At 59.9% G+C, this 24,802-nt stretch carries 21 protein-coding genes; 10 read left to right on the forward strand and 11 right to left on the reverse strand.

Features of this window, described 5'->3' with window-relative positions:
* Positions 1 to 396: 396 nt before the first annotated feature.
* Both glyA and AABE20_RS06710 read left to right on the forward strand, forming a co-directional pair.
* Entirely contained in the window at positions 397 to 1,686 is a 1,290-nt protein-coding gene (gene glyA, locus AABE20_RS06705) for a serine hydroxymethyltransferase (protein ID WP_338332369.1), read from the forward strand.
* Positions 1,687 to 1,961: 275 nt separating this feature from the next.
* Positions 1,962 to 2,951, forward strand: a complete 990-nt coding sequence (locus AABE20_RS06710) for a glycosyltransferase family 2 protein (protein WP_338332370.1) — start codon at positions 1,962 to 1,964, stop codon at positions 2,949 to 2,951.
* Positions 2,952 to 3,007: 56 nt separating this feature from the next.
* On the opposite strand, the gene AABE20_RS06715 is transcribed toward AABE20_RS06710, so the two are convergent.
* Together AABE20_RS06715 and AABE20_RS06720 are read right to left on the reverse strand one after the other, a co-directional pair.
* Positions 3,008 to 4,051, reverse strand: a complete 1,044-nt coding sequence (locus tag AABE20_RS06715) for a M14 family metallopeptidase (RefSeq protein WP_338332371.1) — start codon at positions 4,049 to 4,051, stop codon at positions 3,008 to 3,010.
* Between the two features lie 182 nt (positions 4,052 to 4,233).
* On the reverse strand, positions 4,234 to 5,448 hold the full coding sequence (locus AABE20_RS06720; protein WP_338332372.1) for a DEAD/DEAH box helicase: 1,215 nt from the start codon (positions 5,446 to 5,448) through the stop codon (positions 4,234 to 4,236).
* 133 nt (positions 5,449 to 5,581) lie between these two features.
* Between AABE20_RS06720 and AABE20_RS06725 the strand changes: the two genes are divergently transcribed.
* A complete protein-coding gene (locus AABE20_RS06725) occupies positions 5,582 to 6,613 on the forward strand; it encodes a mitochondrial fission ELM1 family protein (RefSeq protein WP_338332373.1) in 1,032 nt (343 codons plus the stop codon).
* A 67-nt stretch (positions 6,614 to 6,680) separates the two neighbouring features.
* Here AABE20_RS06725 and AABE20_RS06730 read toward each other — a convergent pair whose 3' ends face one another.
* From AABE20_RS06730 to serB, 4 genes are all read right to left on the reverse strand, one after another.
* The gene (locus AABE20_RS06730) at positions 6,681 to 7,886 is read right to left on the reverse strand and encodes an MFS transporter (protein ID WP_338332374.1); all 1,206 of its coding nucleotides are present in this window, start codon (positions 7,884 to 7,886) and stop codon (positions 6,681 to 6,683) included.
* A 14-nt stretch (positions 7,887 to 7,900) separates the two neighbouring features.
* On the reverse strand, positions 7,901 to 8,167 hold the full coding sequence (locus tag AABE20_RS06735) for a metal-sensing transcriptional repressor (protein ID WP_338332375.1): 267 nt from the start codon (positions 8,165 to 8,167) through the stop codon (positions 7,901 to 7,903).
* A 68-nt stretch (positions 8,168 to 8,235) separates the two neighbouring features.
* Positions 8,236 to 8,430: a hypothetical protein gene (locus AABE20_RS06740; RefSeq protein ID WP_338332376.1), complete on the reverse strand. Its 195-nt coding sequence runs from the start codon at positions 8,428 to 8,430 to the stop codon at positions 8,236 to 8,238.
* 47 nt (positions 8,431 to 8,477) lie between these two features.
* Positions 8,478 to 9,365 carry a phosphoserine phosphatase SerB gene (serB, locus tag AABE20_RS06745; protein WP_338332377.1) on the reverse strand — a complete coding sequence of 296 codons (888 nt, stop codon included), beginning with the start codon at positions 9,363 to 9,365 and terminating at the stop codon, positions 8,478 to 8,480.
* 30 nt (positions 9,366 to 9,395) lie between these two features.
* Here serB and miaA point away from each other — a divergent pair, with 30 nt between their 5' ends.
* The 6 genes from miaA to AABE20_RS06775 all read left to right on the forward strand — a co-directional run bounded on the left by miaA (position 9,396) and on the right by AABE20_RS06775 (position 16,850).
* Positions 9,396 to 10,424 (forward strand): tRNA (adenosine(37)-N6)-dimethylallyltransferase MiaA, encoded by a 1,029-nt coding sequence (gene miaA / locus AABE20_RS06750; protein ID WP_338332378.1) that lies wholly within the window; start codon positions 9,396 to 9,398, stop codon positions 10,422 to 10,424.
* Positions 10,425 to 10,463: 39 nt separating this feature from the next.
* Positions 10,464 to 12,278: a biosynthetic-type acetolactate synthase large subunit gene (gene ilvB / locus AABE20_RS06755; RefSeq protein WP_338332379.1), complete on the forward strand. Its 1,815-nt coding sequence runs from the start codon at positions 10,464 to 10,466 to the stop codon at positions 12,276 to 12,278.
* 60 nt (positions 12,279 to 12,338) lie between these two features.
* Entirely contained in the window at positions 12,339 to 12,857 is a 519-nt protein-coding gene (gene ilvN, locus AABE20_RS06760) for an acetolactate synthase small subunit (RefSeq protein ID WP_338332380.1), read from the forward strand.
* A gap of 63 nt (positions 12,858 to 12,920) precedes the next feature.
* Positions 12,921 to 13,940 (forward strand): ketol-acid reductoisomerase, encoded by a 1,020-nt coding sequence (gene ilvC / locus AABE20_RS06765; protein ID WP_086645704.1) that lies wholly within the window; start codon positions 12,921 to 12,923, stop codon positions 13,938 to 13,940.
* A gap of 249 nt (positions 13,941 to 14,189) precedes the next feature.
* Positions 14,190 to 15,134, forward strand: coding sequence for an alpha/beta hydrolase (locus AABE20_RS06770; RefSeq protein WP_338332381.1), 945 nt, complete (start codon positions 14,190 to 14,192; stop codon positions 15,132 to 15,134).
* A gap of 249 nt (positions 15,135 to 15,383) precedes the next feature.
* A complete protein-coding gene (locus AABE20_RS06775; RefSeq protein WP_338332382.1) occupies positions 15,384 to 16,850 on the forward strand; it encodes a catalase in 1,467 nt (488 codons plus the stop codon).
* A gap of 78 nt (positions 16,851 to 16,928) precedes the next feature.
* Here the strand turns inward: AABE20_RS06775 and AABE20_RS06780 are convergent, their stop codons facing one another.
* The 5 genes from AABE20_RS06780 to AABE20_RS06800 form a co-directional block, all read right to left on the reverse strand.
* Positions 16,929 to 18,206 carry a DEAD/DEAH box helicase gene (locus AABE20_RS06780; protein WP_338332383.1) on the reverse strand — a complete coding sequence of 426 codons (1,278 nt, stop codon included), beginning with the start codon at positions 18,204 to 18,206 and terminating at the stop codon, positions 16,929 to 16,931.
* 318 nt (positions 18,207 to 18,524) lie between these two features.
* A complete protein-coding gene (locus tag AABE20_RS06785; RefSeq protein WP_338332384.1) occupies positions 18,525 to 18,857 on the reverse strand; it encodes a metal-sensitive transcriptional regulator in 333 nt (110 codons plus the stop codon).
* A gap of 110 nt (positions 18,858 to 18,967) precedes the next feature.
* On the reverse strand, positions 18,968 to 20,038 hold the full coding sequence (locus tag AABE20_RS06790) for a copper resistance protein B (RefSeq protein ID WP_408740756.1): 1,071 nt from the start codon (positions 20,036 to 20,038) through the stop codon (positions 18,968 to 18,970).
* Positions 20,035 to 21,723 (reverse strand): copper resistance system multicopper oxidase, encoded by a 1,689-nt coding sequence (locus AABE20_RS06795; RefSeq protein WP_338332610.1) that lies wholly within the window; start codon positions 21,721 to 21,723, stop codon positions 20,035 to 20,037. The genes AABE20_RS06790 and AABE20_RS06795 overlap by 4 nt, the downstream gene beginning before the upstream one ends.
* Before the next feature lie 82 nt (positions 21,724 to 21,805).
* A complete protein-coding gene (locus tag AABE20_RS06800) occupies positions 21,806 to 22,231 on the reverse strand; it encodes a hypothetical protein (protein WP_338332385.1) in 426 nt (141 codons plus the stop codon).
* A gap of 129 nt (positions 22,232 to 22,360) precedes the next feature.
* On the opposite strand from AABE20_RS06800, the gene AABE20_RS06805 reads away from it, so the two are divergent.
* A complete protein-coding gene (locus AABE20_RS06805; RefSeq protein ID WP_338332386.1) occupies positions 22,361 to 24,745 on the forward strand; it encodes a heavy metal translocating P-type ATPase in 2,385 nt (794 codons plus the stop codon).
* Positions 24,746 to 24,802 lie beyond the last annotated feature (57 nt).

The following is a 24,802-nucleotide window of genomic DNA, read 5'->3' on the forward strand; positions in this document are numbered from 1 at the left end:
CGGGCGGGTGGCCCGGTTGCCTATGGTAGCAAACAGGGGTGAACAAAACGGGGGGAGTATGCGCTCCTGTTCCTGTTATGCAACCCCGGCCTGGCAGGGATCAGCCCCGATCTGGGCGTGGGTGCAACTGTGGTGGTTCAATACCGTTAGGTGTGCGCTTTATTCAAATCCCGGTCGTGCCTGCACAGGCGGGGGCAGGTTCTGCTTTTTTTGCATTTTTTCTCCTGTCAGGGGCGCGCGGAACGGGGTAAGAGAGCATCCAGTGCTTTTGTCTGTTATGGAACAGGCCCCGGGCATACCCACAGAAGGGTATGTTAAAAGCGTAGTGATTGACCGCCATCTGCCGTCCGGCAGGCATGTTGCCAAACGACAGTTTGATTTTGAGGGAACACCCGAATGAGCCACACGGATCTGGACCGTTTTTTTCATGCGCCGCTGACCCAGACGGATCCGGACGTTGCGTCCGCCATTGCCGCAGAGCTGACCCGCCAGCAGGATGGCATTGAACTGATCGCCAGCGAAAACATGGCCTCCGAGGCCGTTTTGCAGGCACAGGGCAGTGTGCTGACCAACAAATATGCCGAAGGCTACCCCGGCCGCCGCTACTACGGCGGTTGCGTGGAAGTGGACAAGGTGGAAACTCTGGCCATTGAACGTGCCAAAACGCTGTTTGGTGCGGGTTTTGCCAATGTGCAGCCCCATTCTGGCGCTAACGCCAATCAGGCGGCGTTCATGGCCATGGGCAAGCCGGGTGATACGGTTCTGGGCATGAGCCTTGCCGCGGGTGGGCATCTGACGCATGGTGCCGCCCCCAACTATTCGGGCAAATGGTTCAATGCCGTGCAGTATGGCGTACGCCAGCAGGACGGTGTTCTGGACTACGAACAGATGGAAAGCCTTGCGCGCGAACACAAGCCTTCCATTATTGTGGCGGGTGGTTCCGCTTACCCCCGCATTATCGACTTTGCCCGTTTCCGCCGCATTGCGGACGAAGTGGGCGCGTTGCTGATGGTGGATATGGCCCATTTTGCCGGTCTGGTTGCCGCTGGCCTGTACCCCAACCCGCTTGAATATGCGGATATTGTGACCTCCACCACGCACAAAACCCTGCGTGGCCCGCGTGGCGGCCTGATCCTGACCAACAGCGAAGTTCTGGCCAAAAAGATTAATTCCGCCGTGTTCCCCGGCCTGCAGGGCGGCCCGCTTATGCATGTGATCGCGGGTAAGGCCGTGGCGTTTGGTGAAGCGCTGCGCCCCGAGTTCAAGGAATACCAGAAAGCGGTGCAGAAAAACGCCGCCGTTCTGGCCGAAGTGCTGGTCGAACGTGGGTTTGATATTGTGACGGGGGGAACGGATTCCCACCTCCTGCTGGTTGACCTGCGGCCCAAAAAAGTGACCGGCAAGGCCGCCGAGCAGGCTTTGGAACGTGCAGGCATTACAGCCAACAAAAACGCCATTCCGTTTGACCCGGAAAAGCCCGCCATTACCTCTGGTGTGCGTCTGGGCAGCCCGGCGGCAACCGCGCGCGGCTTCCGTGAGGAAGAGTTCCGTCAGGTTGGTGAAATGATTGACGAAGTGCTGACAGCCCTTGCCGCCTCCGGTGGGGAAGGTGATGCCGTAGTGGAAAATGCAGTGCATGAGCGCGTCAAGGCTCTTTGTGCGCGTTTCCCCATTTACACGCGTTAAGTCACGCTTACATTTGAGTATGTTAAAAAAACGCGGGAGATTTCTTCCGCGTTTTTTTATGAATTATTTTTGGGCTTCTATTTTTTTAGCTGCGGTTTTTTTGCATTTTATGTGGATAATCCAATGGGTATTTTGAAATATGAAATTGACGGGGCAGCATATACAACAGAAAAAAAATGCAATAAATACGATCCAAAAGGTCTTGGCCAACAGGGCCGGTCGGGTGTCCAGAGTAGTATTTTCAACCAGTATCAGAATAGAGTGTAAGTCATTTTATGGATGTTTCTAAGTCATTTTCAGCCGACATTAAAGTAGTGGTTCTGGTTCCATGCTATAATGAAGAGGTCACTATCGCCTCGGTTGTTCATGGTTTTCGTGCTGTACTGCCCAATGCGCCAATTTATGTTTACGATAATAACTCCACGGACCAGACGGTCAAAATAGCGCGGGAAGCAGGCGCTATTGTTCGCTCTGAATCTCTTCAGGGCAAAGGCTATGTTATCCGGCGTATGTTTTCCGATATTGATGCCGATTTTTATATTCTGGTGGATGGAGATGCGACCTACGAGGCCGCCGCCGCGCCGGATATGCTCACCATGGCCTATGCCAACGGGCTGGATATGGTCAATGGTGCCCGCATAACAGACCGGGTGGATGCATACCGCCGTGGGCATGTGCTGGGGAACAAGGTTTTAACCGGGCTTGTGACAAGTGTATTCGGGCGCAGACTATCGGACATGCTCTCGGGCTACCGGGTTTTTTCCCGCAGGTTTGTAAAGTCCTTTCCCGCCCTGTCTTCGGGGTTTGAGACGGAAACCGAATTTACGGTGCATGCGCTCGAACTTGCCATGCCCATTGGCGAGCGGCCAACCCGCTATGTGGAGCGGCCCCCCGGTTCTGCCTCCAAGCTCAAGACCTATAGCGATGGTTTCCGTATTCTGGGCATGATCATCAATCTGGTTAAGCAGGAACGGCCTTTGATGTTCTTCAACATCATTGGCCTGATTATGCTGCTTTGCGGTATTGGCCTTGGCCTGCCGGTTGTGCTGGACTTTTTCCGCACGGGGTTGGTGCAGCGCCTGCCCACGGCCGTTCTGGCCATGGGTATGGTCATACTGGCTGTGTTTTCCATGGGCTGCGGCCTTATTCTGGATAGTGTTGCGCTGGGACGGCGGGAAACCAAACGTCTGGCCTATCTTGCCCTGCCTCCCCCCCGCCGTATGCCCGATGGGCAGGCTACGCCTCCTTTGCCCCCAGTGGCTTAAAGCTTAGGGATAAACACCGGGTTGCGCTGCAGCAGGCATGCTCTGGCGTGTGGTGTTTACAGAACGCGCGCCAGCCGGACCGCCGTGTGTCCACGGCGCGGGCGCAGGTTGGGTATGACCAGCATGCAGTTGTTGTAGGGGGTGCGGATTTCGTCCATGCCATCAACGGCAATCGGGGTGCCTGCGTGTTCAATAATATCTCCCCCCACATAAGGGCGGAGGAAGGCAAAACCCGCAGTCTGGGCTTCCACACAGTCGGTTACCACAGCCCTTACGCCGGGGTGGTGGGGGGCTGCAGGTGTGGGTAGGTCCATGCCATGTGGCGCCATACCGTGCTGGGCCAGAAAAATGCTGGCCACGTTCAGGCTATGGCGGGCGGCATTCCGGGTCCAGTGCTGCCCGGCTTCCAGCAGGCAGGCGCGCGCTGTGCCTGTGGGGGTGGAGAATCGCTCGTAATCAATCAGCCGTGGCCCGGTGGGGTGGCCGTGGTCCAGCACAACCTGCGGGGGAGCTGCCTGCGCGCAGGCCAGCGCGTTGGCCAGATGCAGGTTCCGCTCCGCCATGCTGGTCAGCAGCAGGGTGGCGGATGGCCACGTCATGGAGTGCAGGTCGAGCAACACATCCACCGTGTCGATCACGGGTAAAAGCGCGCGCACCCGCCGCATTTCCAGCGATGTATGCCCCGAGCGAATGAGTTCGGGCATCCACAGCCTGTTCATGTCCTCCTCAATATAGCGGAACTGGGAGGGGCGGCGCGGGTCAAACGCCGCATAGGCTTCCAGATTGAGAAAAATCAGGCTCAAACGCCCTTGTGCAGGGCTGGGGGATGCCGCCAGCAGATGGGCCAGAGCCTGTGCTCCGGCATATTCGTTCCCGTGCATCAGAGCGGTTATGGCAACGTGGGGGCCGGGCCTGTGGCTTTCAAAATGATGCACGCCCTGTATGCCGCAGTTGCCCTGTGCCCACGGTGTTAGGTCTGGTGGTGGGTCTTGCGGTGGTGCGTGTGGGAGCGGAGGAGGCGGCGGGGGAAGAACTTCGGACAGAGTGCGGAAGCGGTAAGAGCTTTTGCCACCCCGCCTGCGTTTGGAGGCACAGCTCATGGGTGCCCCGGCGCGTTGCAACGGAGTGTTGCCCAAAAAATCCGGCACAATGGGTGAGGGAGGAAAAAACTGCACCACATGGTCCCGAGTATGGTTCGGGTTTGGCGTGGCTGCAATCCCCTCCCTGCTGGTGTTTGGAGGGGCTTGGGTTTTGGTCCTTGGCCCTGTGGTGGGCGGGTGGCTTATGCGCTGGTGGTTTTGGGGCGTGGCTTGCCTGCGCGGGGGGGCGTTACTGGCGGCAAAGCCTGTTCGGTACTGAGCACACGCAGTTTGACATGCGCGCCCACTTCCACCTGCCGCAGGTTTTTGCGCTCGGCTCCCGAACAGAGGGTGAGTGCGGAACCTTTCTGCCCCGCGCGGCCTGTGCGGCCAATGCGGTGCAGGTAGGTTTCGGGCTGTTCGGGCACATCGTAGTTGATGACCTGCGTGACCGAGGCAATATCCAGCCCACGGGCGGCCACATCGGTTGCGACCAGAATAAACAGGCGGCCAGAGCCAAAGCTGGCCACCGTGCTGGTGCGTTTGTCCTGCGTCAGGTCTCCATGCAGGGGGGCTACGGCCAGCCGTGCTTTTTTTAGCGTTGCCGCCAGCACGTCCGCCTCGGCTTTGGTGCGTACAAACACAATGCTGCGTGTTTTGGGGCTGCGCCCAAAAAAGGTTTTGAGGAATGCGGCTTTCTGCTCGTCTTCCAAAAACAGCACACCCTGACGGATGGCGGGGCGTTCCTCGGGCGGTTTTTCAACGCTCAGTTCAACCGGTTTGTACACAATACTGGCCAGCATTGTTTTACACGCCGCAGGCATGGTGGCGGAAAAAGCCAGAGTCTGGCGCGGTGTGGGCAGGTAGTTGAGGATGGTCCGGGTTTCCTCCTCAAACTCGTGGGTGAACAGGCGGTCGCATTCATCCATAACCAGTTGGTAGCAGTCCGACAGGTCACACGTGCCTGTGCCAATAAAGTCCAGCAGGCGGCCAGGTGTGGCTATGAGAATGCGCGTAAAACCACTGGTCTGGATAAGTTCGGCCCCCTGTTCGTCCCGGTCCGCGCCGCCAAACAGGCAGATAATGGGTGGGTTCTGGGGTTTGCTGCCTGCGGTTTTCTTGCCGCTTTCGCCCAGGCAGGTGCGAAAAACCTTGGCGGTTTGCAGCACCAGTTCACGCGTGGGCACCATTACCAGCAACGTGCGGGGTTTGCGCGCCTTAAGCAGCCTGTGCAGCATGGGAAGCGCGTAAGCCGCTGTTTTGCCCGTGCCGGTCGGGGCTGTGGCCAGAATGTCCCGCCCTTGCAGTGCCGCGGGAATGGCGGCCAGCTGGATGGGGGTCGGATGTGCCATGCCTGCCTGTTGTGCGTGGGCGCAAAGGGCTGGGGACAGACCCGTCTCCTTAAAGCTAGCGGACATACTGTTGCCTTTCTCGTGGTCTGGAATGCGTACAAGGAGCCTTGCTTTTACAGGCAATCCGGTTGCAAGGACAAAGCGGACCATGCAGGGCGCGTGGTTGCAAAGGCCGATGTGTAGCGGAGGAATGCGCGTTATGGCGAGCGCAATGTATGCAGGTGCGCAAACTGGTTCTGACCCGGCAGAGGTTCTGGACCATGCGGCCCCCCACGCTTTTGTGGTGGGGGAGGATTTTGCCGGCATGCGTTCGCAGGCATTGGGGCTTGCCCACCGCGCGGGGTGGGATGGCACGTTCCAGCCCGTATGCCCCAGCCGTGTGGCGCGTGTGGCGCTGGCTGGCCCGCGCTGGCTTGGCCGTTCCTGCCTGCGTGGCAGCAGCGGGCAAACGCTGGAGTCCCACACCGATCTGCTGCGTTCGGATGTGGTGATCAGCATTGGTGGCAAAGGGGGGGCTATTGGCGCGGCCCTGCGCTCGCACCATCGCCCGGTGGTGCAGATCCAGAATCCCCGCCAGTCCCTTGCCCGCTTTGATCTGATTCTCGCCTGCCGCCATGATGATATTTCCGGCCCCAATGTTCTGCTCGGCCGTACTGCCCTGCATGGGTTAACGCCAGAGGAACTCGAACACGCCAAGCAGGAATGGGAGCCACGGCTGGCCCATCTGCCCCGCCCGCTGGTGGCGGCACTTGTTGGCGGGTCCAATGGGCGCTTTCAGTTAGGCGAGGCCGAGGCCCGCAGGCTTGCCCACGTGCTGGTGCAGACCCGGCAGGATGAAGGGGGCAGCCTGATTGTGACCGCCTCCCGCCGTACAGACCCAAAGGCGCTTGCCGCACTGAAGGAAATTATAGAACCCGCAGGCGGCTTTGTCTGGGATGGGGAGGGGGATAACCCCTATATCGGGCTGATCGCCTGCGCGGATAATCTGCTGGTGACCATAGATAGCGTGTCCATGATGTCCGAATCCGTGGCGGGGCGTGCGCCGGTCACGGTTTTTCCGCTTCCCGGCAAGTCACGCCGTATCAATGAATTTGTGGAAGAGCTGGAACTGGCCGGGCGTGTGCGCGTGTTGGGCGAGAGTGCGATCCGCCTGCCCACACCATGGTATGTGACCCCGCTGGATGACACGCCCGATCTGGTGGAAGAAATGCACAACAGGCTTGGTTTTTAAGCCATTTGTAGCAGGTGGCGCGGGGCTATGGGCGGCCCCCGCGGCTTTGCTTATAGCTGTGTTAAGCCTATGGGGCTGGGGGTGCGCTTTGCGCTTCATGCGCGGGCCAAACACGCCATGCCAGTAGCGTTGCCAGTACCGCCAGCCCACACAGGCCGGTTGCAGCCCAGCCCAACCCAAAACCTGCACCCAGATACCCGGCAAAAGGGTAAGCCAGCAACCAGCAGAGGTGAGAGAGCGAAAACTGGGCGGCAAACAGGGCTGGTCGGTCTTCTGGCGTGCCGGAGCGGCGGAGCAGGCGACCCGATGGCGTTTGCGCCACGGCGTAGCCAACCCCCAGCACTACCCATAAGGGGAGCAGCCAGCCATAGCTGGGCACACCAATGGCGAGGCAGGCCCCAACGCACAACAGCCCGGCCCCACCGAGCATAACGGTCCGGTCAGCCCTACGGGCCAGCACGCGCGGCAGGCCCAGTGCCGCAAGCATGGACCCACCACCAAAGCAGGCCAGAGCAAGGGCGGTGGCGCTCTGGTCCAGTCCAAAGCGGGCCTGCACATAAACAACCGTATTGACCAGCACAATGGATGCAGCCGCCGCGACAGCCAGATCAATGCAAAGCAGGCCGCGCAGGCGGGGCGTTGCAAGGTAGAGGCGGATGCCACGGGTTGTGCGCTCATATACGCTGCGCTGCGGAGCCGCCTTGGGGCAGGGCAGGCGAACAGACAGAACAAGGGCTGCCGAACACAAAAAACCCACGGCGGTTCCTGCGAACAGGGCATGAAAAGACACAACGCTCAACAGGGCCGCTGCCAGCAGGGGGCTGATCACACTCTCCATGTCATACGCAATGCGGGAGAGGGAGAGGGCATCTGTGTAATCATCCTCATCGGGCAGAATATCGGGAATGGTCGCCTGAAAAGTAGGGGTGAACGCGGCAGAGGCTGATTGCAGGACAAAAATCAGAACGTAAATCTGCCAGACGGCGGAAACAAAGGGCAGGCAGGCCGCCACAAGGCAGCGAGTAAGGTCCAGCAGCACCAGCGTGGTGCGGCGGGGCAAATGGTTGGCAAAAGCCGCGGCAAAAGGGGCAACCCCCACATAGGCCAGCATTTTTATGGCCAGAGCCGTGCCCAGCACAGCCCCGGCATGTGCTCCCGCCACATGGAAGGCCAGTAGCCCAAGGGCCACGGTGGCAAGGCCGGTGCCGGTCAGGGCAACAATTTGTGCGCCAAACAGGTGCCGGTATGTGCGGTGGCGCAGAACATGCAGCATGGGTGGCTTTGCCCCTAGAGGTATTTGGTGAGGGAGGCAAAAGCCTGCAACGCGTCCTCGCGGCTCATTTCACCTGCGGCAATGGCGTCTATAATGCAGTGCTCAAGGTGGTCCTGCACCAGCATGCGCTTGGACTTGCGGATTGTGCTTTCCACAGCCTCAAGCTGCTGCGCCAGATCGGGGCAGCTCCGCCCTGCGTCCAGCATGGCAATAACTTTGGCAAGGTGCCCGTGGGCCTGTTGCAGTTGCCGCCGGATATGGGGGTGTGTTGCATGGGTCATACCATGCTCCCTACCCTGGGGGGGAGGGGGTGGCAACGCACAAAACCGGCACGGACCAGAAGGCTGGCCTAGATCCAGATACTGCCGAGTAGTAGAAGAGTGCCCACAATAAGGGCCGCCACATGCCGCATAACGTGCTCTGGCGTGTCCTGCGGCAGGGTCAGGTAAAAATTGAAGCAGTACAGAACCAGCCCGGCACCCAGCACAATGCAGATGACACGGGCAATGGGGTAGGTTGAAATATCCCTTGGGTCGAACTGCATGGTGCTGCCTTTATCCTTAATGTGCGTTCGGCATCTGGTGTTAAGGGTTACGCGCTGACAAAAGCAGACGCGGGATACCCCTGCATGAACAGGGCCGTGCGCAGCGAGGTATGGTTGATCTGGGCCGTTATGGCCTGCCGCACAACCGGCTTGGCAAAAAAGGCAATGCCAAGCCCTGCGCTGCGCAGCATGGGCAGGTCATTTGCGCCATCACCAATGGCAAGGGTCTGGTTCTGGGTCAGTGTGTGCCGGGTGGTCAGTTTTTCCAGCAGTTCCAGCTTGGTCTGCGCACCCAGAATGGGCAGGCCGGGAGCACCTGTTAAGTGGTCGGTGGCGTCGGCCAGCAGGGTGTTGGCGTGGTTTTCCTCAAATCCGCACAGAGCCGCCACGCGCGAGGTAAAAAAGGTAAACCCGCCCGAGACCAGCGCCGTATAGGCCCCATGCGCGCGCATGGTGCGCACCAGTTCCACAGCGCCGGGGTTCAGGCGCACATCCTGCCATGCTTTTTCCAGCAGGCTCAGGGGCAGGCCTTTAAGCAGGGCCACGCGTTCACGCAGGGAGGTGGCAAAGTCCAGCTCGCCATTCATGGAGCGGGCCGTAATGGCCGCAACCTTATCCCCAATTCCGGCAAGAGTTGCCAGATCATCCAGTGTTTCGTTCGCAACAATGGTGCTGTCCATATCCGAGACCAGCAGCTTTTTGCGGCGGTCATGGGTTTGGGTCAGCACGGCATCCACCTTGCCACCAAGCTGCGTATGCAACTGGGGCAGCACGTCGCGCGCGCTGGCTGGGCATGGAATATCCACCGCCTCCTCGGGGGAGAGGATTGTGGTCTCACCATTGGCACGGACAATGTCACGCGCGAGGGAGATTGTGGCGGTATCGAGTGTTGTTGCCGCGCGGGGGGCAACAAGGGTCAGAACAAGGCTCGTCATGGCACTTGGGTGTGTGGCAGGAATACGGGCATGAAGCAAGCAGAACACCCATGCCCCGCCCCTGCAACCCGCCAGACGGAAAGGCAGCCTCCCGCCCTTATTCTGGCCGGACCAACCTGCTCGGGCAAATCCGCCCTTGCCCTCAAGCTGGCGCGGCAGCTGGGGGGGGTGGTGATCAACGCGGATTCCATGCAGGTCTACAAGGACCTGCGTGTGCTAACGGCCCGCCCCAGCGTTCTGGAAGAGCAGCTTGTGCCGCACAGACTGTATGGTGTGTTGCCCGCGGCCCACAAAGGGAGTGTTGCATGGTGGCGCGAGCAGGCTCTGGCTGCCATGCAGCAGGCGTGGGCGGCAGGGCAGCTACCGATCCTGTGTGGTGGCACGGGGCTGTACATACGCGCCCTGACCGATGGACTCGCCCTTATACCGCAAAGTGCGCCAGCCGTTCAGCAGGCGGCCCGCGCCCTTGTGGCGGAGGAAGGTGCTCCCGCCGTGCATGCGCGCCTTATGGCCGTGGACCCGCAAACGGCCATGCGGCTCAAGCCTGTGGATTCGCAGCGCGTGGCGCGGGCGTGGGAGGTCTGGCAGGCGACCGGGCACGGGCTGGACTGGTGGCAGGCCCAACCCGGCCTGCCGCCGGCTCCGGCCCATTTTGTGGCCGTGCGCCTGTACCCCCCCCGGCCAGAACTGCGCGCGCGCATTCAGGTCCGGTTTGCCGCCATGCTGGAGCAGGGGGGCGTGGAGGAAGTGCGTGATCTGTTACAACAAAATCTGGACCCGGACCTGCCCGTCATGCGCGCCCATGGTGTGCCCGAACTGGCCGCCATGCTGCGTGGCGAGATCACGCAGGCCGAAGCCGCAAGCCGCGCCATTGCCGCCACGGGGCGTTACACCAAGCGGCAGGCCACGTGGTTTGCGCACCATCCGCTTACGCCAGAGGGGCGGACCTGCATGGTTAATGCCTGTTTTGCCAATTCTGAGCAATTTTCGGAAAGAAAGTATGATGAAATTGTTTCTTTTATTCTAAAGGGGATTGACGCACCAGATATCGGGTCCTAAACAGACGACCTGCTCCCAATTCCGGGAAGAGAGGACGCTATGACACGCACAACGGGTTCGACCACATTGACCGCTCAGACCACCACCACCCTGCCGGGTGCGGAGGTTCTTCTGCGCGCATTGGTCGAGCAGGGTGTGGAGGTTATTTTTGGCTACCCCGGTGGCGCCGTTCTTCCTATTTACGATGCCCTGTTCAAGCAGAACCACATCCGCCATGTGCTGGTGCGGCACGAACAGGCCGCCGTGCATGCGGCCGAAGCCTATGCCCGCTCCACAGGCAAGGTGGGCGTGGTGCTGGTCACCAGTGGTCCGGGTGCGACCAACGCCGTAACCGGCCTGCTGGACGCCATGATGGATTCCATCCCGCTGGTCTGCCTGTCCGGGCAGGTGCCAACGCCCCTGATCGGCAACGATGCTTTTCAGGAAGCGGATACAACGGGCATTACCCGCCCGGTAACCAAATATAACTATCTGGTGCGCAAGCCCGAGGATCTGGCTCCTGCGGTGCACGAGGCTTTTGCCATTGCCCGCTCCGGCCGCCCCGGCCCGGTGCTGATCGACCTGCCCAAGAACATTACGGTGGGGGATGCACCTTATGTGGATGCAAAATCCGTAACCCCGCGCACCACCCGCATGGCATCCGAGCCAGATCGTGCGGCCATTGCACGCGCCGTAGCAGCCATGAAGGCCGGTAAACGCCCGCTGTTTTACACGGGTGGCGGGGTTATCAATTCCGGCCCGCAGGCCAGTCAGGCCCTACGCAAGCTGGTGGCGCTGACCGGCTTTCCCGTAACTTCCACGCTCATGGGTCTTGGCGCGTTCCCCGGAACAGACCGGCGCTTCCTTGGCATGCTGGGCATGCACGGGACGTATGAGGCCAATCTGGCAACCCATGACTGCGATGTGCTGATCGCCCTTGGCAGCCGGTTTGATGACCGCGTGACCGGACGGCTGGATAAGTTTTCCCCCGGTTCCTTCAAAATCCATGTCGATATTGATCCCTCCCAGATCAATAAGATCGTGCATGTGAATGAGGGCATTGTGGGCGATGTGGGCCAGATTATCGACCTGATGATTGAGGAATGGGAAAAACAGCCCGCCTACGAACACAAGGCCGATCTGGATGCTTGGTGGGCGCAGATTGAGGGCTGGCGGGCGCTGGACTGCCTGCGTTTTGGGCAGGATCAGGCCCCTGACGCCGTGATCAAGCCGCAGCAGGCCATCCAGCGTATTTACGAACTGGCGCGCCAGACCGGGCGGGACACCTACGTGTCCACCGAGGTGGGGCAGCACCAGATGTGGGCCGCGCAGTTTTTCCGTTTTGATGAGCCTAATCGCTGGCTCACATCGGGTGGGCTTGGCACCATGGGGTATGGCCTGCCAGCCGCCGTTGGCGCGCAGATCGCCCACCCCGATGCACTGGTTATGGATGTGGCGGGCGAGGCCTCAACCCTGATGAACATTCAGGAACTGGGGACCATTGCGCAGTACCGCCTGCCGGTTAAGATTTTTATCATCAACAACCACTACATGGGCATGGTCCGCCAGTGGCAGGAACTGCTGCATGGTTCGCGCTATTCGGAAAGCTATTCCGATGCCCTGCCGGATTTTGTCAAACTGGCGGAAAGCTTCCATGCTACCGGCCTGCGCGTGACCCGTCTGGACCAGCTGGATGCCACCATCCGTCAGGCGCTCGAACACAACGGCCCGGTTGTGGTGGACATCTGCGTGGCGGAGGGGGAAAACTGCTTCCCCATGATTCCCTCTGGTGCTGCCCATAACCAGATGATCCTTGGCCCGGAGCAGGAAGCCAGCAGTGCCACGATCAGCAAGGAAGGGCAGATGCTGGTCTGACCCGTCCTTTTGTCCGGGTTCTGTTTTGTTCCTTCTGACTTGATTGCGAGAAACATGAGTATGCAGGTCGAAGTTTCCGGTTCCGCTGTTATTTCCCTTCTGGTGGATAACGAAAGCGGGGCACTTGCCCGTATTGTGGAGCTGTTCTCCGGCCGTGGTTACAACATCCAGAGCCTGACCGTGGCTCCGGTGGATGAACACGGCAACACATCGCGCGTGAACATTGTAACCACGGGTACGCAGTCTTCCATCTGGCAGGTCAAAACGCAGCTTGAGCGGCTTGTGCCCGTCTCGCGCGTGGTCAACCTGACGGCGGAAGGGCCTTATGTTGCGCGGGAAATGGCTCTGGTCAAAGTGGTGTCTTCTGGCGAACCACGGACCGAGGCCCTGCGTATTGCACAGGCTTTTCGGGCGCGGGCGGTCGATACAACCGCCAGTTCCTTTGTGTTTGAACTGACCGGCTCCACAGACAAGCTGGACAGTTTTATTGAGCTGATGCGTCCACTCGGGCTGGTTGAGGTCTCCCGCACCGGGGTTGCCTCCATTTGCCGTGGGCCGCAGACAATTCAGAACTTCTGAAGTATAGACAGGCTGCAACGCCGGGGACTGACCCCCGGCAACTGGGAGAAAAGAATAATGGCTATGCGCGTGTATTATGACCGTGACGCCGATGTTAACCTGATCAAGTCCAAAAAGGTGGCCGTTATCGGTTACGGCAGCCAGGGCCATGCCCATGCCAACAACCTGAAGGACAGCGGTGTTTCCGACGTTGTGATCGGCCTGCGTGAAGGCTCCACGGCGGCTGAAAAAGCCCGCAATGCTGGCTTTACGGTTATGACGCCCGACAAGGCCGCCGCATGGGCAGATGTTGTGATGGTGCTGACCCCCGACGAAGGTCAGGGCGCGCTGTACACCGAATCTCTGGAAAAGAACCTCAAGCAGGGTGCGGCACTCGCTTTTGCGCATGGTCTGTCCATCCACTTCCGTCTGATCGAAGCCCGCCCTGATCTGGACGTGTTCCTGATCGCACCCAAAGGCCCCGGCCACACCGTGCGCTCCGAATACCAGCGTGGCGGCGGCGTGCCCTGTCTGGTGGCCATTGCACAGGACAAGTCCGGCAAGGCTCTGGACATTGCCCTGTCCTACGCATCCGCCATTGGTGGTGGCCGTGCAGGTACGATCGAAACGTCCTTCAAGGAAGAAGTGGAAACCGATCTGTTTGGTGAGCAGGCCGTGCTGTGCGGTGGTCTGGTCGAACTGATCCGCGCTGGCTTTGAAACGCTGGTCGAAGGCGGTTACGCCCCGGAAATGGCCTACTTTGAATGCCTGCACGAAATGAAGCTGATCGTGGACCTGATCTACGAAGGCGGCATTGCCAACATGAACTACTCCATCTCCAACACTGCGGAGTATGGTGAGTATGTGTCCGGCCCGCGCGTGATCACGGCGGAAAGCAAGAAGGCCATGAAGGACATCCTGACGGACATCCAGAACGGCACCTTCGTGCGTAACTTCGTGCTGGAAAACAAGTCCGGCAACGTGTTCTTCAAAGCAACCCGTGCGCGTAACGATGCCCACCAGATTGAAGCCGTTGGCGAAAAACTGCGTGGCATGATGCCCTGGATCGCCAAGTCCCGTCTGGTTGACAAAACCAAGAACTAAGACTGCGACCCTTCCAGGTTTTGAGTGTTGAAAAAGGCTCCTCCACATATGTGGGGGAGCCTTTTTTGTGCGTGTCGGCAGTGAGCGGGGTGCGCGCGCACGGGCTGAAACCGGGCCATTACGCGTGCTCCGCCCGGTGGCGGGGTAAACAGCGGAACAATTCAAATTGTCGTAGGGGTCATTGTTATCGTGGGGGCGCGCTCTTTATGCTCGGGCCTGATCCTTACGAGAAAATGGAGAGTTCATACGATGACGACCCTCGGTCTGGTCGATGCCCAGCAGCGCGGCATGGTGGCTTCGTTCCCATCCTTCGACCCAAAGCAGGACGATCTGACGGCATTCCGCCGTGTTTTGGTGGATGGCACAACCGCTCTTCTGAACTCGGGATCAGTGGGGTTTGAGGAACGGTTGATTGGTGGCCCAACTGGCGCGCCTGATGTGCGCGTGCTGCTGTTCCACCCTGCAAAGCCTGCGGGCACAACGCCTGCCATCCTCTATATTCATGGTGGGGGAATGATTGCGGGCACCCCCGACATGCAGGCCGGTGTGCTGGCGCGTTTGGCGTCGGATACGGGTGCTCTGGTTGTCTCGGTTGATTATCGGCTTGCGCCCGAAACGCCTTTTCCCGGTGGGTTGGAAGATGTGTACGCAGCACTACTCTGGCTGCACAGCCACGCAGCGGAACTGGGCGTTGACCCAAAGCGCATAACGGTCATGGGCGATAGCGGGGGAGGGTGCCTTGCCGCTGCCACAGCCCTTGTTGCGCGCGATCGTGGAGAGGTAAAACTGCGTTCTCAGGTCTTGATTTATCCAATGCTGGACTTGCGGACTGGTGGCGCCAATGCTCCAGCGGATGACCCGACAACAGGGGAGTTTGTGTGGACCCGCGCACAAAACCAGCATGCGTGGTCCGCCGTAAGGGGAAAACTGGCCGAGAACGACCCGATGTTTGGCTATCTGTCTCCCGCCTTCATGCGGGATCTGTCGGGCTTACCCGCAACATTTATTGTGACCGGCGCGCTCGACCTGTTCCGGGATGAAGACGTGACGTTTGCACATCGCCTCTGGCATGCGGGGGTGCCCACCGAACTGGTTGTTTACGCCAGTGCCGTGCATGGTTTTGACATGCTGCCATCCGCCCTTGCCGAGCGCTTCCGCCACGATGTGGTGAGTGCCCTGCGCCGCCTGCTGTAGCGCGTGGCACTGTAGCCTCCCGGCCTCCAACAGGTCGGGGCGACAGTGGTTATTGGGGCCAGAATAATTGCAAAGCAGACAGATATTTGTCTGGTGCTCGCGCGGCGCTACCCGGTGTGCACTCTGGTGCCATTAGGGGAGGGCTGTGTCGCCCTGATTGCGCGTATTGGAAAAAGTGATGCGAGGTGAGTGAACATCAGGCACGCTACGTGCGTTGAGTGGGTCTATGGCGAACGCGTAAAGGAAACCATGGTGACAAACGATACAACCGCAAAAATACATACAACCGAATCTGGTATTCCGGTTTCGAGTGATGAGCATTCGCTCACTGTAGGTGCGGATGGGCCAATTCTGCTGCATGACCACTATCTGATCGAGCAGATGGCCGCGTTCAACCGTGAGATGATCCCCGACCGCCAGCCGCATGCCAAGGGGAGCGGCGCGTTTGGCACATTTGAAGTCACGCATGATGTGAGCCAGTACACCTGCGCAACATTTTTGCAGCCGGGAGCCAAAACCGAGGTCGTGGCCCGCTTTTCGACCGTGGCGGGGGAGGCAGGTAGCCCGGATACATGGCGGGACCCACGCGGTTTTGCCCTGAAATTTTATACCGACCAAGGCAATTTTGACATGGTCGGCAATAATACGCCGGTCTTTTTTGTGCGTGATCCGCTCAAATTCCAGCATTTCATTCATTCCCAGAAACGCCGGGTGGATAACGGCCTGCGCGATAACGACATGCAGTGGGATTTTTGGACCCTCAGCCCCGAGACCGCGCATCAGGTTACATGGCTGATGGGGGATCGGGGTATTCCGGCCTCGTGGCGGCATATGGATGGTTTTTCCAGCCACACCTACTTATGGGTCAATGCAAAAGGTGAGCGGTTCTGGGTTAAATACCATTTCAAAACCGATCAGGGCATTCAATGTCTGACGCAGGAGCAGGCCGGTAAAATTGCCGGGCAGGATGCGGACTACCACCGCCGGGACCTGCACGCGGCCATCAAACGCGGGGAGCATCCAAGCTGGACGCTTAAGATGCAGATCATGCCGTATGAGAATGCCAAAACCTACCACATCAACCCGTTTGATCTGACCAAGGTATGGCCACATGGTGATTATCCGCTGATTGATGTGGGCAAACTGACGCTTGACCGCAACCCAACGGATTTTCATTCCCAGATCGAACAACTTGCGTTCGAACCCAACAATTTTGTGCCCGGAACCGGCCTTTCGCCGGATAAAATGCTGCTTGGCCGCTCATTTGCCTACGCCGATGCCCACAGGGCGCGCCTTGGCGTAAACTACAAGCAGATCCCGGTTAATGCGCCCAAATGCCCGGTTCATGGCTACACCAAAGGGGGTGTCATGCGCATGCACGAGGCGCACGACCCGGCCTATGTGCCAAACTCCAAAGGTGGCCCGGTTGCGGATGCACAGCGCTTTCCTGAAAACGCGGTCTGGGCGGCGGATGGCGAGTTCGTGCGCGCGGCCTACACCCTGCGCCCCGATGATGATGACTTTACGCAGGCAAATGTGCTGATCAACCAGGTTATGGACGATGCTGCGCGTGAGCGGCTGGTGAGCAATATTGTCGGCCATGTTCTTCAGGGTGTTGAAGACCCTGTTCTGTCACGCGTGTTTGAATACTGGACCAAAATTGACGCAGCCATTGGCCAGCGTGTGCGTAAGGGTGTGGCGGCAGCGCGGGGCTAACGCTCCGCATGGCCTGCCATTGCCGGGGCAGGCCCGCCAGAAGGGGGCGTGTCCTGGCAGATTGCGGTTGGTCAGGCTTTACTTCTGGGCTGCGGCTCTTGCGGCCTGTTTTTCTTCTTCGGTCCAGACTCTGCGTTCGCGTTTGACCTGCGGCTTGACCTGCTTGACCGGCCCGCCACCCAGTACAGGGGCACGCATGGTGGAGTTGCGTGCTTCTTCCGAGTGCCATTCATGCTCGGCATGGACGGTCAAGCTCCGCCCGATCTCGCGTTCCACATCATGCAACCATGCGCGCTGCTCGGCATCGCACAGGGTAATGGCGGTGCCGCTGCGCCCCGCGCGACCGGTGCGGCCAATGCGGTGGACATAGCTTTCTGGCAGGCTGGGCAGGTCGTGGTTAAAAACATGCGTGACGGTATCAACATCAATTCCGCGGGCTGCAATATCGGTTGCAACCAGCACCTGCACGCTACCATCGCGGAATGCATTCAACGCCCGTTCGCGCTGGCCCTGTGAGCGGTTGCCATGCAGGGCTTCTGCCGTAATCCCGGCTTCGGTCAAAAAGGTGCAGACCTCGTTGGCAATATTTTTTTGCAGGGTAAACACCACGGCCTGCCCCATATCCGCAGCTTTTAACTGCGCAAGGAGTGCGGTTTTTTTGTCGGCGGCATTCACGAACATGACCAGCTGTTCAATCCGGTCGACTGTGGTGGAGGGGGGCGCAATTTCAACTTTTGCAGGATCACGCAGAAGGTTTTCGACCAGTGCGGCAATGGATTTTGGCATGGTTGCGGAAAAAAGCACCGTATGCCGGTCCTGCGGCAGTGTGGCGACAATCCGCTCAATCGGTTTGGCAAAACCCATATCCAGCATCTGGTCGGCTTCATCAAGCACCAGTGCTTCAAGCTGGGACAGGTCGCAAAGCCCCTGTTCGATCAGGTCCAGCAAACGCCCCGGAGCGGCCACAAGAATATCCACGCCATTTTTGAGCGCGTTGACCTGATGCATCTGGCTGACGCCGCCAAAAATGGTGGTCACGCTGAACGGCAGGTGACGGCCAAAGCTTTCAAACCCCTCCGCAATCTGGGAAACCAGTTCACGCGTGGGGGCCAGAACCAGCACACGGGCACCCCCTTTGGGGGCCGGGCGGGGATTGGCGGCAAGGCGGTGCAGCAATGGCAGTGCAAACGAGGCCGTTTTGCCTGTGCCAGTCTGGGCCATGCCCAGCAGGTCGCGCCCTTCGAGCAGCAAAGGGATTGACTGGGCCTGAATGGGGGTAGGGTTTACGTACCCGGCCTCGGCCAGAGCAAGGAGCACTGGCTCCGCAAGGGAGAGGTCGGCAAAAGTCATGGACATGGGAAAGCGGCGCCTCCGGCGCTCAGTAAGGCTGCGCCTGATGGGGCATCGCGGGATGAAAACTCAGGCCTTTTACGGAGGATGCCCGACTGCGTCAATATGACGGAACGCGGCCACGGTTGGCTGGAGTGCCTGTGGCTGTGTGTTTGAACACATCTTTAACACGAAAATAATACAGGGCCGGTTACGAGGATGATTGGCCACTGTCCCGAATAACCACAACCCGATTCATATGCGAAGCCAGCAGCGTTGCGGACGTGTTGGCGGGGAAGCGTACCATGGCATCCGTCAAGCAGGTTCCAAAACAGCGTTTTGGGCCTATTTTACCATTTTGCGGATCACACCCATCAGTTCTTCAAGGGCTTCATCTCCCCCATTTTCGGCTATGGCGGTGCGCACACAGCCTTTGGCGTGGGAGGTCAGGATTTGCACCCCCACGCCATCCAATGCGGATTTGACCGCGGAAAGCTGGGTTAGAATATCTACGCAGTAGCGGTCTTCGTGCACCATGTTGAGAATACCCCCGATCTGCCCTTCAATCCGTTTAAGACGGTTGATCAGGGCTGTTTTGTCGGGTTGGGTCACATGCCGCTCCGCGTTGGTGGGGGCGGGGGGCGTGCAGGCATGGCAACCGGTTTGATTTGTGGACATGGGGCATTCTACTGGTTGTCTTGGTTGCGGAATAGGGAACTTGTGCCTGTGTAGAATGCCTGCGCGCTGGAGGCAAAAGGGGCACACGGGTTTTTAGGCCCGTGTGGAGGTTAAAACCACGTGCGCACACCAAAGGTAAAGCGGATATCCTCCGGTCCGTTATCGGGCTGGCCCCGCCAGTTGGCTTTGGGGCTTGCCGTATTGCCGTAATGGCCTGCGTAGGTCACGGCAATATAGGGGGCTATCTTGCGTTTGAATTCGTAACGCAGGCGTAATCCGGCATCAATGTCGGAAAAACCCCGGCTTACGTCGCGCTGTGGGTCGGTGTGGGAGTAAAAGTTAAACTCCGCCTGAGGTTGCAGGATCAGGCGGTTTGTAATCAGCAGGTCGTAGGACCCTTCCAGCTTGCCTGCCACGCCTTGGGCGTTGAAGTAAGCCGTGGCCGAAACATCGAAAAAATACAGAGCCAGCCCCTGCACCCCAACAGCCCCCCATGCGCGGGTGGGGCCACTATCCAGATCCAGACGTACCCCGGCCTGCACATCAAAATACGTGGAAATGGCATGGTCATATAAAAATTCGTGGTCTCCATCGGTCATGTGGCGGTGCCCGTCCACCGTGCCTTCGGACTTGATCCAAAGCTTGTCGTGGTCAGTGCCAAACCAGCTTTGGCCGGAATAGCGCAGCAGGCTGTCTCCCGCTGTGTAGCGCCCTTCAAACTGTTCCATCAGAACATGAAAATACGTGTTGTGGTCCATAACGGGGGGCATGTTGTGCACGTAATGCACCACTGGCGTAGGGGGCGGGCTTGCGGGCCACTGGCTGCTGGGGGCCAGCGCGGGCAGGTTTACGTGCAATGTGGTGGGTGTATGCCTGCCAGTGCCAGTGCCAGTGCCAGTGCCAGTGCCAGTGGGGGGGGCGGGGTGGTGTGTTCTGCCATGTGGCCCCATGCCGCCGCTTGGGGTGGTGGGGCCGTGCCTGCTTGGTGCAGGCTTTGGGGTTGCCGGGGGGGCTTGCATCTCCATGTCATGGCCCATGTCCATGCCGGGCATGTCACCCATTGTATCCATGTCGGGCATGGTGTGTGGGCTGGCCATAACCTGAGTGGCCAGCAGGGTGGAGGGCAGAACCGCCACGGCGAGCAGGAAAGCCCTGTAGGCTGTGCGCAGGTATGGACTCATGACACCACCACGGTGCGGAACATGCCAAGGTCCATGTGGTAAAGCAGGTGACAGTGATAGGCCCATAATCCCGGTGTGTCGGCCGAGACAAGGTAGCTGAGCCTGCCCCCCGGCTGCACAATAATGGTGTGCTTGACCGGGTTGTAGGCACCCTGCCCATTTTCCAGCTCACTCCATAGTCCGTGCAGGTGGATGGGGTGTTCCATCATGGTGTCATTGATCAGGGTAAAGCGCACCCGCTCGCCCAGCCGTAGGGGAATGGGTTCGGCTTCGGAAAACTTTTTGCCGTCAAAGCCCCATATGTAGCGTTCCATGTTGCCGGTCAGGTGGAGTGTAATCTCACGCGAGGGGGGGCGGGTATCTTCCGCGGGGCGTGTGGCGCGCAGGTCGGCATAGCTGAGCACCCGGCGGCCGTTGTTCCGCAGCCCATCACCCGGGTCAGCCAGCCGGTTTGTGGGCATGCGGGCTATGTTCTGGTTTTCCACATTCAGGGGGGGGGTATGGCTGGGCATTGTCATGCCTTTCATGTCCATGCCCTTCATGTCCGGCATGCCCATGTCCAGCATGGTACGTACGGGGCGCGGGTCCATGGGGGGAATGGCCGCCTGCATGCCCCTTTGTGGCGCCAGTGTACCGCGCGCAAAGCCGGTGCGGTCCTCTGTCTGGGCAAAAATGGTGTAGGCTTTGTTGTCCTTGGGGTGGACAATGCAGTCATAGGTTTCGGCCACACCAATGCGGAACTCATCCACCCGCACGGGTTCCACATCGTTACCATCGGCCTGTACAACATCCATTTGCAGGCCGGGAATGCGAATGTCGTAAAAGGTCATGGACGATGCGTTAATAAAGCGCAGCCGTACCCGTTCGTTGGGGCGGAACAGCCCGGTCCAGTTGGTGTCGGGCGTGCAGCCGTTCATCAGGTAAGTGTAAATAATGCCTGTCACGTCCGAAATATCGGTGGCGGACATATTCATTCCCGCCCATTGCAGGCGGTTTTTTATGGCGGGGCCAAGGCCATCGCGTTTGGCGTCCCGCACAAGGGAGACCGCCGTACGCTGGCGGAAATTGTAGTAATCGTCCTGGAACTTCAGGTTATTGATAATGTCGTGCGGGGCCACGTCCGACCAGTCGGAGAGGAGAATAACGTAATCCCGCTCCCATGTTTTGGCCTGTGGTGTGCGTGGGTCAATAATAATGGCGCCATACAGCCCGCGTGCTTCCTGCATGTTGGAGTGGCTGTGGTACCAGTAAGTCCCGCTTTGCCGGACGGGAAAGTGGTAGGCAAAGCTCTCCCCCGGTGCAATGCCGCCAAAGCTCAGGCCGGGCACGCCATCCATGTTGGCCGGGCAGCGTATGCCGTGCCAGTGAATGGATGTGTCCTCGGCCAGATGGTTATGGACGTTCAGGGTTACGGTGTCCCCCTCGCGCCAGCGCAGGGTGGGGCCGGGCATGCTGCCGTTCATGGCGGGTATGGTCTGGGTTTTGCCCGCTATGGTGCAGGGCATCGGGCTTATGTTCAGGTCGTAAACCGATTGTGGGTCGGCGGGTATGGTGGTGGCAAAGGGGGTGTCTGCCTGTGCGCGGCGGGCGGCAGGCAGGCCGGTCATGGCGGCAAGTGCGCTGGCGCCAGTTATGAACTGGCGGCGCGCAAGGCTCCTTCCACTAAGGGGGGAGAACATGGGCATGGCGTATGGGTCCATACTGCACGCTCCGCATGGGCGCAGAGCGTATGGCTGATCAGGCGGAGGCGTGGCTCCGGCGGGTTTGTCAGGCCGTGTGCAGTCTGGGGGGGCGCAGCAAGGGGGCTGCGCTGTGGTCGGGCAGGGCTGTTACGGGGGCAAAAACCGGGCGCGTGCGGGTGTGCCACAAAGCCCCAATAGGCAGTATGCCCGCAGATGCATCCACAGCAGACAGGGCGTTACCCGTCATGCAGCACGCGGCGTGGTGGTGCATAAGGTGGTGCGTGGCTGCTGTGGTGGAGGGGCAGCCAATGGCCGTTGGGCTGTGGTGGTGCATAGGGGCCGCGTTAGCCATGGCGGTATTCTGTGCCATGCCATCATGCATACCAGCGTGGACCATGCCCGTCCGGGCTGCCTGTGCCGGGGTATGGAGTGCCAACAGACCAGTGGTGGCGGCCAGCACAAGCAGGCAACCCAGAACCATCTGGCGAAGGGAAAACAGGCACAACATCATTTTGTATATACCCCTAGGGGGCATATATGGCAAGAACAATGGGTGCGGCCAGACCCCGCCCGTACCCCCTCCTGTGCGTCAATATGTTTGGCCCGGTCTGTGCGACCATGGGCATGGAGCAACAAGAGTATGAGCCAGATTGTCAGTTTTCCCGTTGGGGGCATGAGTTGCGCCAGTTGCGCCACCCGGCTGGAAAAAGTGCTCAACCGCCAGCAGGGTATTCAGGCTGCGGTCAATTTTGCCACGGCACGCGCACAGGTTACGCTGGATGACCCAACGACCCAGCTCCCTTTGGTGCTTGCTGCTGTGCAAGGTGCGGGGTTTGTGCCCGAAACCAGCAGTGTGGATCTGGCCCTGAGCGGGCTGACATGCGCCTCCTGCGTGAACCGGGTGGAAAAAGTGCTCAACGCCCTGCCGTCTGTTCAGGCTTCGGTCAATCTGGCGACCGAGCGCGCGCATGTGCTTTTTATACCCGGTGTTGTGGATGTGCCCGCCCTGATCGCCCAGGTGGAAAAAGCAGGTTACGGCGCAACCCTGTACAGCCAGCAGAACCCGGATGAACAAAATAGCCAGCACAGGGCCGAATGGCAGCGGGAGTGGCGTAATTTTGTGCTTGCCGCCGTGCTGAGCCTGCCTTTTTTGGGCCAGATGCTGGGTATGCTTGCAGGTGCTCATGCCGCCATGCTGCCGTTGTGGGGGCAGTTTGTGCTGGCGGGTGTTGTGCAGGTCTGGTGTGGCCGGGCCATGTATGGCGGCGCCGTGCATGCCCTGCGCAGTGGGGCTGCCAATATGGATGTGCTGGTGGTTATGGGGACTGGCATAGCCTTTGTGTTCAGCACGGCTGTTATGGCTTTTGGGCTGGACCAGCCTGTGTATTTTGAGACCAGCGCACTGGTGGTAACCCTTGTTCTGCTTGGGCGGTTGCTGGAGTCCCGCGCCAAAGCCCGTGCCAGTGCGGGCATGCAGAGCCTGTTGCACCTGCAACCCCGCACCGCCCATGTGGAACGCAATGGCCAGTGGGTGGAGCAACCGGTTGAGCAACTGATACCCGGCGATGTGTTTATGGTCCGTCCGGGCGAAAGTGTTGCCGTGGACGGGCAGGTGCTGGACGGTCAGTCCGATCTGGACGAGGCCATGTTAACGGGGGAAAGTGCCCCCGTTGCCAAAACCAAAGGTGATCGTGTGTTTGCAGGCACGCTCAACCAGACCGGTGCGCTGCGTGTGCAGGCCAGCAGGGTTGGCGCGCAAACGGTGCTTTCGGGCATTGTGCGCATGGTGGAGCAGGCACAGGGCAGCAAGGCCAGTGTGCAACGTCTGGCAGACCGTGTGGCAGCCGTATTTGTGCCTGCGGTGTTGGGGCTGGCGGTGCTGGCTCTGGCGCTGGGCTGGGCCATTACGGGGGATTTTGGGGCAAGTCTGGTCAATGCCGTGTCCGTTCTGGTTATTGCCTGCCCCTGTTCGCTGGGGCTGGCAACGCCTACGGCCATTATGGTTGGCACGGGCCTTGGCGCGCAGGCGGGCATTCTGTTCCGCAATGCGGATGCGCTGGAGCAGGCGCGTAAAATGGATATTCTGGTCACGGACAAAACCGGCACACTCACCATGGGCAGGCCCGGTGTTGTGCAGGTGCAGCGCGCACCGGACGTGGATGAGCAGACAATGCTGGGGCTGGCCTGCGCACTGGAACAAAGCTCCGAACACCCACTGGCCCGCGCCATTGTGGCCTATGCCACGGCCCGTGGGGCGGAGCCTGCGGCCATAACCGACTTCAAGGCCATACCGGGGCAGGGGGTGCAGGCGCGCCTGAGTGCGGAGGACGTGCATCTTGGCTCTCTGTCCTACATGCTCCAGCTTGGTTATGCGGTTGATACGGCATTGACCGATGGCTGGCAGGCGCAGGGGCAAAGCATTGTGGCGCTGGCCCGTGCGGGTGCCGTGGTGGCCTATTTTGGGCTGGCCGATCAGGTGCGCCCGGAGGCCCAGTTGGCCATAGCCGCGCTGCGGAGCGAGGGATTGCGCGTGGTCATGCTGAGTGGGGATAACGAACGCGCCGCTCAGGCCGTGGCCCGGCAGGTGGGAATAGACGAAGTTGTGGCCGGCGTGCTGCCAGATGGCAAAGCCACCCAGATCGCCCGGCTCCGTGCAGGCGGGCAGCACTGCGTGGGCATGGTGGGGGACGGCATAAACGATGCTCCGGCTCTGGCTCTGGCCGATGTCAGCTTTGCCATTGGGGCAGGGGCGGATATTGCGCTCGAAACAGCAGATGTTGTGCTTGTGCGCAGCCAGTTAACTGCACTGGTCGATGCGGTCTCGCTCTCCCGCGCAACGGTTGCCAAAATCCGGCAGAACCTGTTTTTTGCTTTCATTTACAACATATTGGGCCTGCCGCTGGCGGCTTTTGGTCTGCTGGACCCGGTGTTGGCCGGGGCTGCCATGGCGATGAGTTCGGTCAGTGTTGTTAGCAACTCCCTGCTGCTTAACCGCTGGAAGGCGCGTAGGCGCTGGTCCGTGTAACCCCGGGTACTGCTGGCCTCCGCCGTTGCCGCCAACGGCTTTGGGCGCGGCAGGTGC

The organism is Acetobacter zythi, assembly GCF_963921165.1.
Taxonomy (GTDB): Bacteria; Pseudomonadota; Alphaproteobacteria; order Acetobacterales; family Acetobacteraceae; genus Acetobacter.

Coding starts and splice junctions, on each gene's coding strand:
- AABE20_RS06800 (WP_338332385.1), bottom strand. CDS start 22,231: ATGATGTTGTGCCTGTTTTCCCTTCGCCAGATGGTTCTGGGTTGCCTG.
- AABE20_RS06785 (WP_338332384.1), bottom strand. CDS start 18,857: ATGTCCACAAATCAAACCGGTTGCCATGCCTGCACGCCCCCCGCCCCC.
- glyA (WP_338332369.1), top strand. CDS start 397: ATGAGCCACACGGATCTGGACCGTTTTTTTCATGCGCCGCTGACCCAG.
- AABE20_RS06790 (WP_408740756.1), bottom strand. CDS start 20,038: ATGAGTCCATACCTGCGCACAGCCTACAGGGCTTTCCTGCTCGCCGTG.
- ilvN (WP_338332380.1), top strand. CDS start 12,339: ATGCAGGTCGAAGTTTCCGGTTCCGCTGTTATTTCCCTTCTGGTGGAT.
- AABE20_RS06740 (WP_338332376.1), bottom strand. CDS start 8,430: ATGCAGTTCGACCCAAGGGATATTTCAACCTACCCCATTGCCCGTGTC.
- AABE20_RS06715 (WP_338332371.1), bottom strand. CDS start 4,051: ATGAGCTGTGCCTCCAAACGCAGGCGGGGTGGCAAAAGCTCTTACCGC.
- AABE20_RS06730 (WP_338332374.1), bottom strand. CDS start 7,886: ATGCTGCATGTTCTGCGCCACCGCACATACCGGCACCTGTTTGGCGCA.
- AABE20_RS06795 (WP_338332610.1), bottom strand. CDS start 21,723: ATGCCCATGTTCTCCCCCCTTAGTGGAAGGAGCCTTGCGCGCCGCCAG.
- AABE20_RS06710 (WP_338332370.1), top strand. CDS start 1,962: ATGGATGTTTCTAAGTCATTTTCAGCCGACATTAAAGTAGTGGTTCTG.
- AABE20_RS06720 (WP_338332372.1), bottom strand. CDS start 5,448: ATGTCCGCTAGCTTTAAGGAGACGGGTCTGTCCCCAGCCCTTTGCGCC.
- AABE20_RS06735 (WP_338332375.1), bottom strand. CDS start 8,167: ATGACCCATGCAACACACCCCCATATCCGGCGGCAACTGCAACAGGCC.
- AABE20_RS06805 (WP_338332386.1), top strand. CDS start 22,361: ATGAGCCAGATTGTCAGTTTTCCCGTTGGGGGCATGAGTTGCGCCAGT.
- ilvB (WP_338332379.1), top strand. CDS start 10,464: ATGACACGCACAACGGGTTCGACCACATTGACCGCTCAGACCACCACC.
- miaA (WP_338332378.1), top strand. CDS start 9,396: ATGAAGCAAGCAGAACACCCATGCCCCGCCCCTGCAACCCGCCAGACG.
- AABE20_RS06780 (WP_338332383.1), bottom strand. CDS start 18,206: ATGTCCATGACTTTTGCCGACCTCTCCCTTGCGGAGCCAGTGCTCCTT.
- AABE20_RS06775 (WP_338332382.1), top strand. CDS start 15,384: ATGGTGACAAACGATACAACCGCAAAAATACATACAACCGAATCTGGT.
- ilvC (WP_086645704.1), top strand. CDS start 12,921: ATGCGCGTGTATTATGACCGTGACGCCGATGTTAACCTGATCAAGTCC.
- AABE20_RS06725 (WP_338332373.1), top strand. CDS start 5,582: ATGGCGAGCGCAATGTATGCAGGTGCGCAAACTGGTTCTGACCCGGCA.
- serB (WP_338332377.1), bottom strand. CDS start 9,365: ATGACGAGCCTTGTTCTGACCCTTGTTGCCCCCCGCGCGGCAACAACA.
- AABE20_RS06770 (WP_338332381.1), top strand. CDS start 14,190: ATGACGACCCTCGGTCTGGTCGATGCCCAGCAGCGCGGCATGGTGGCT.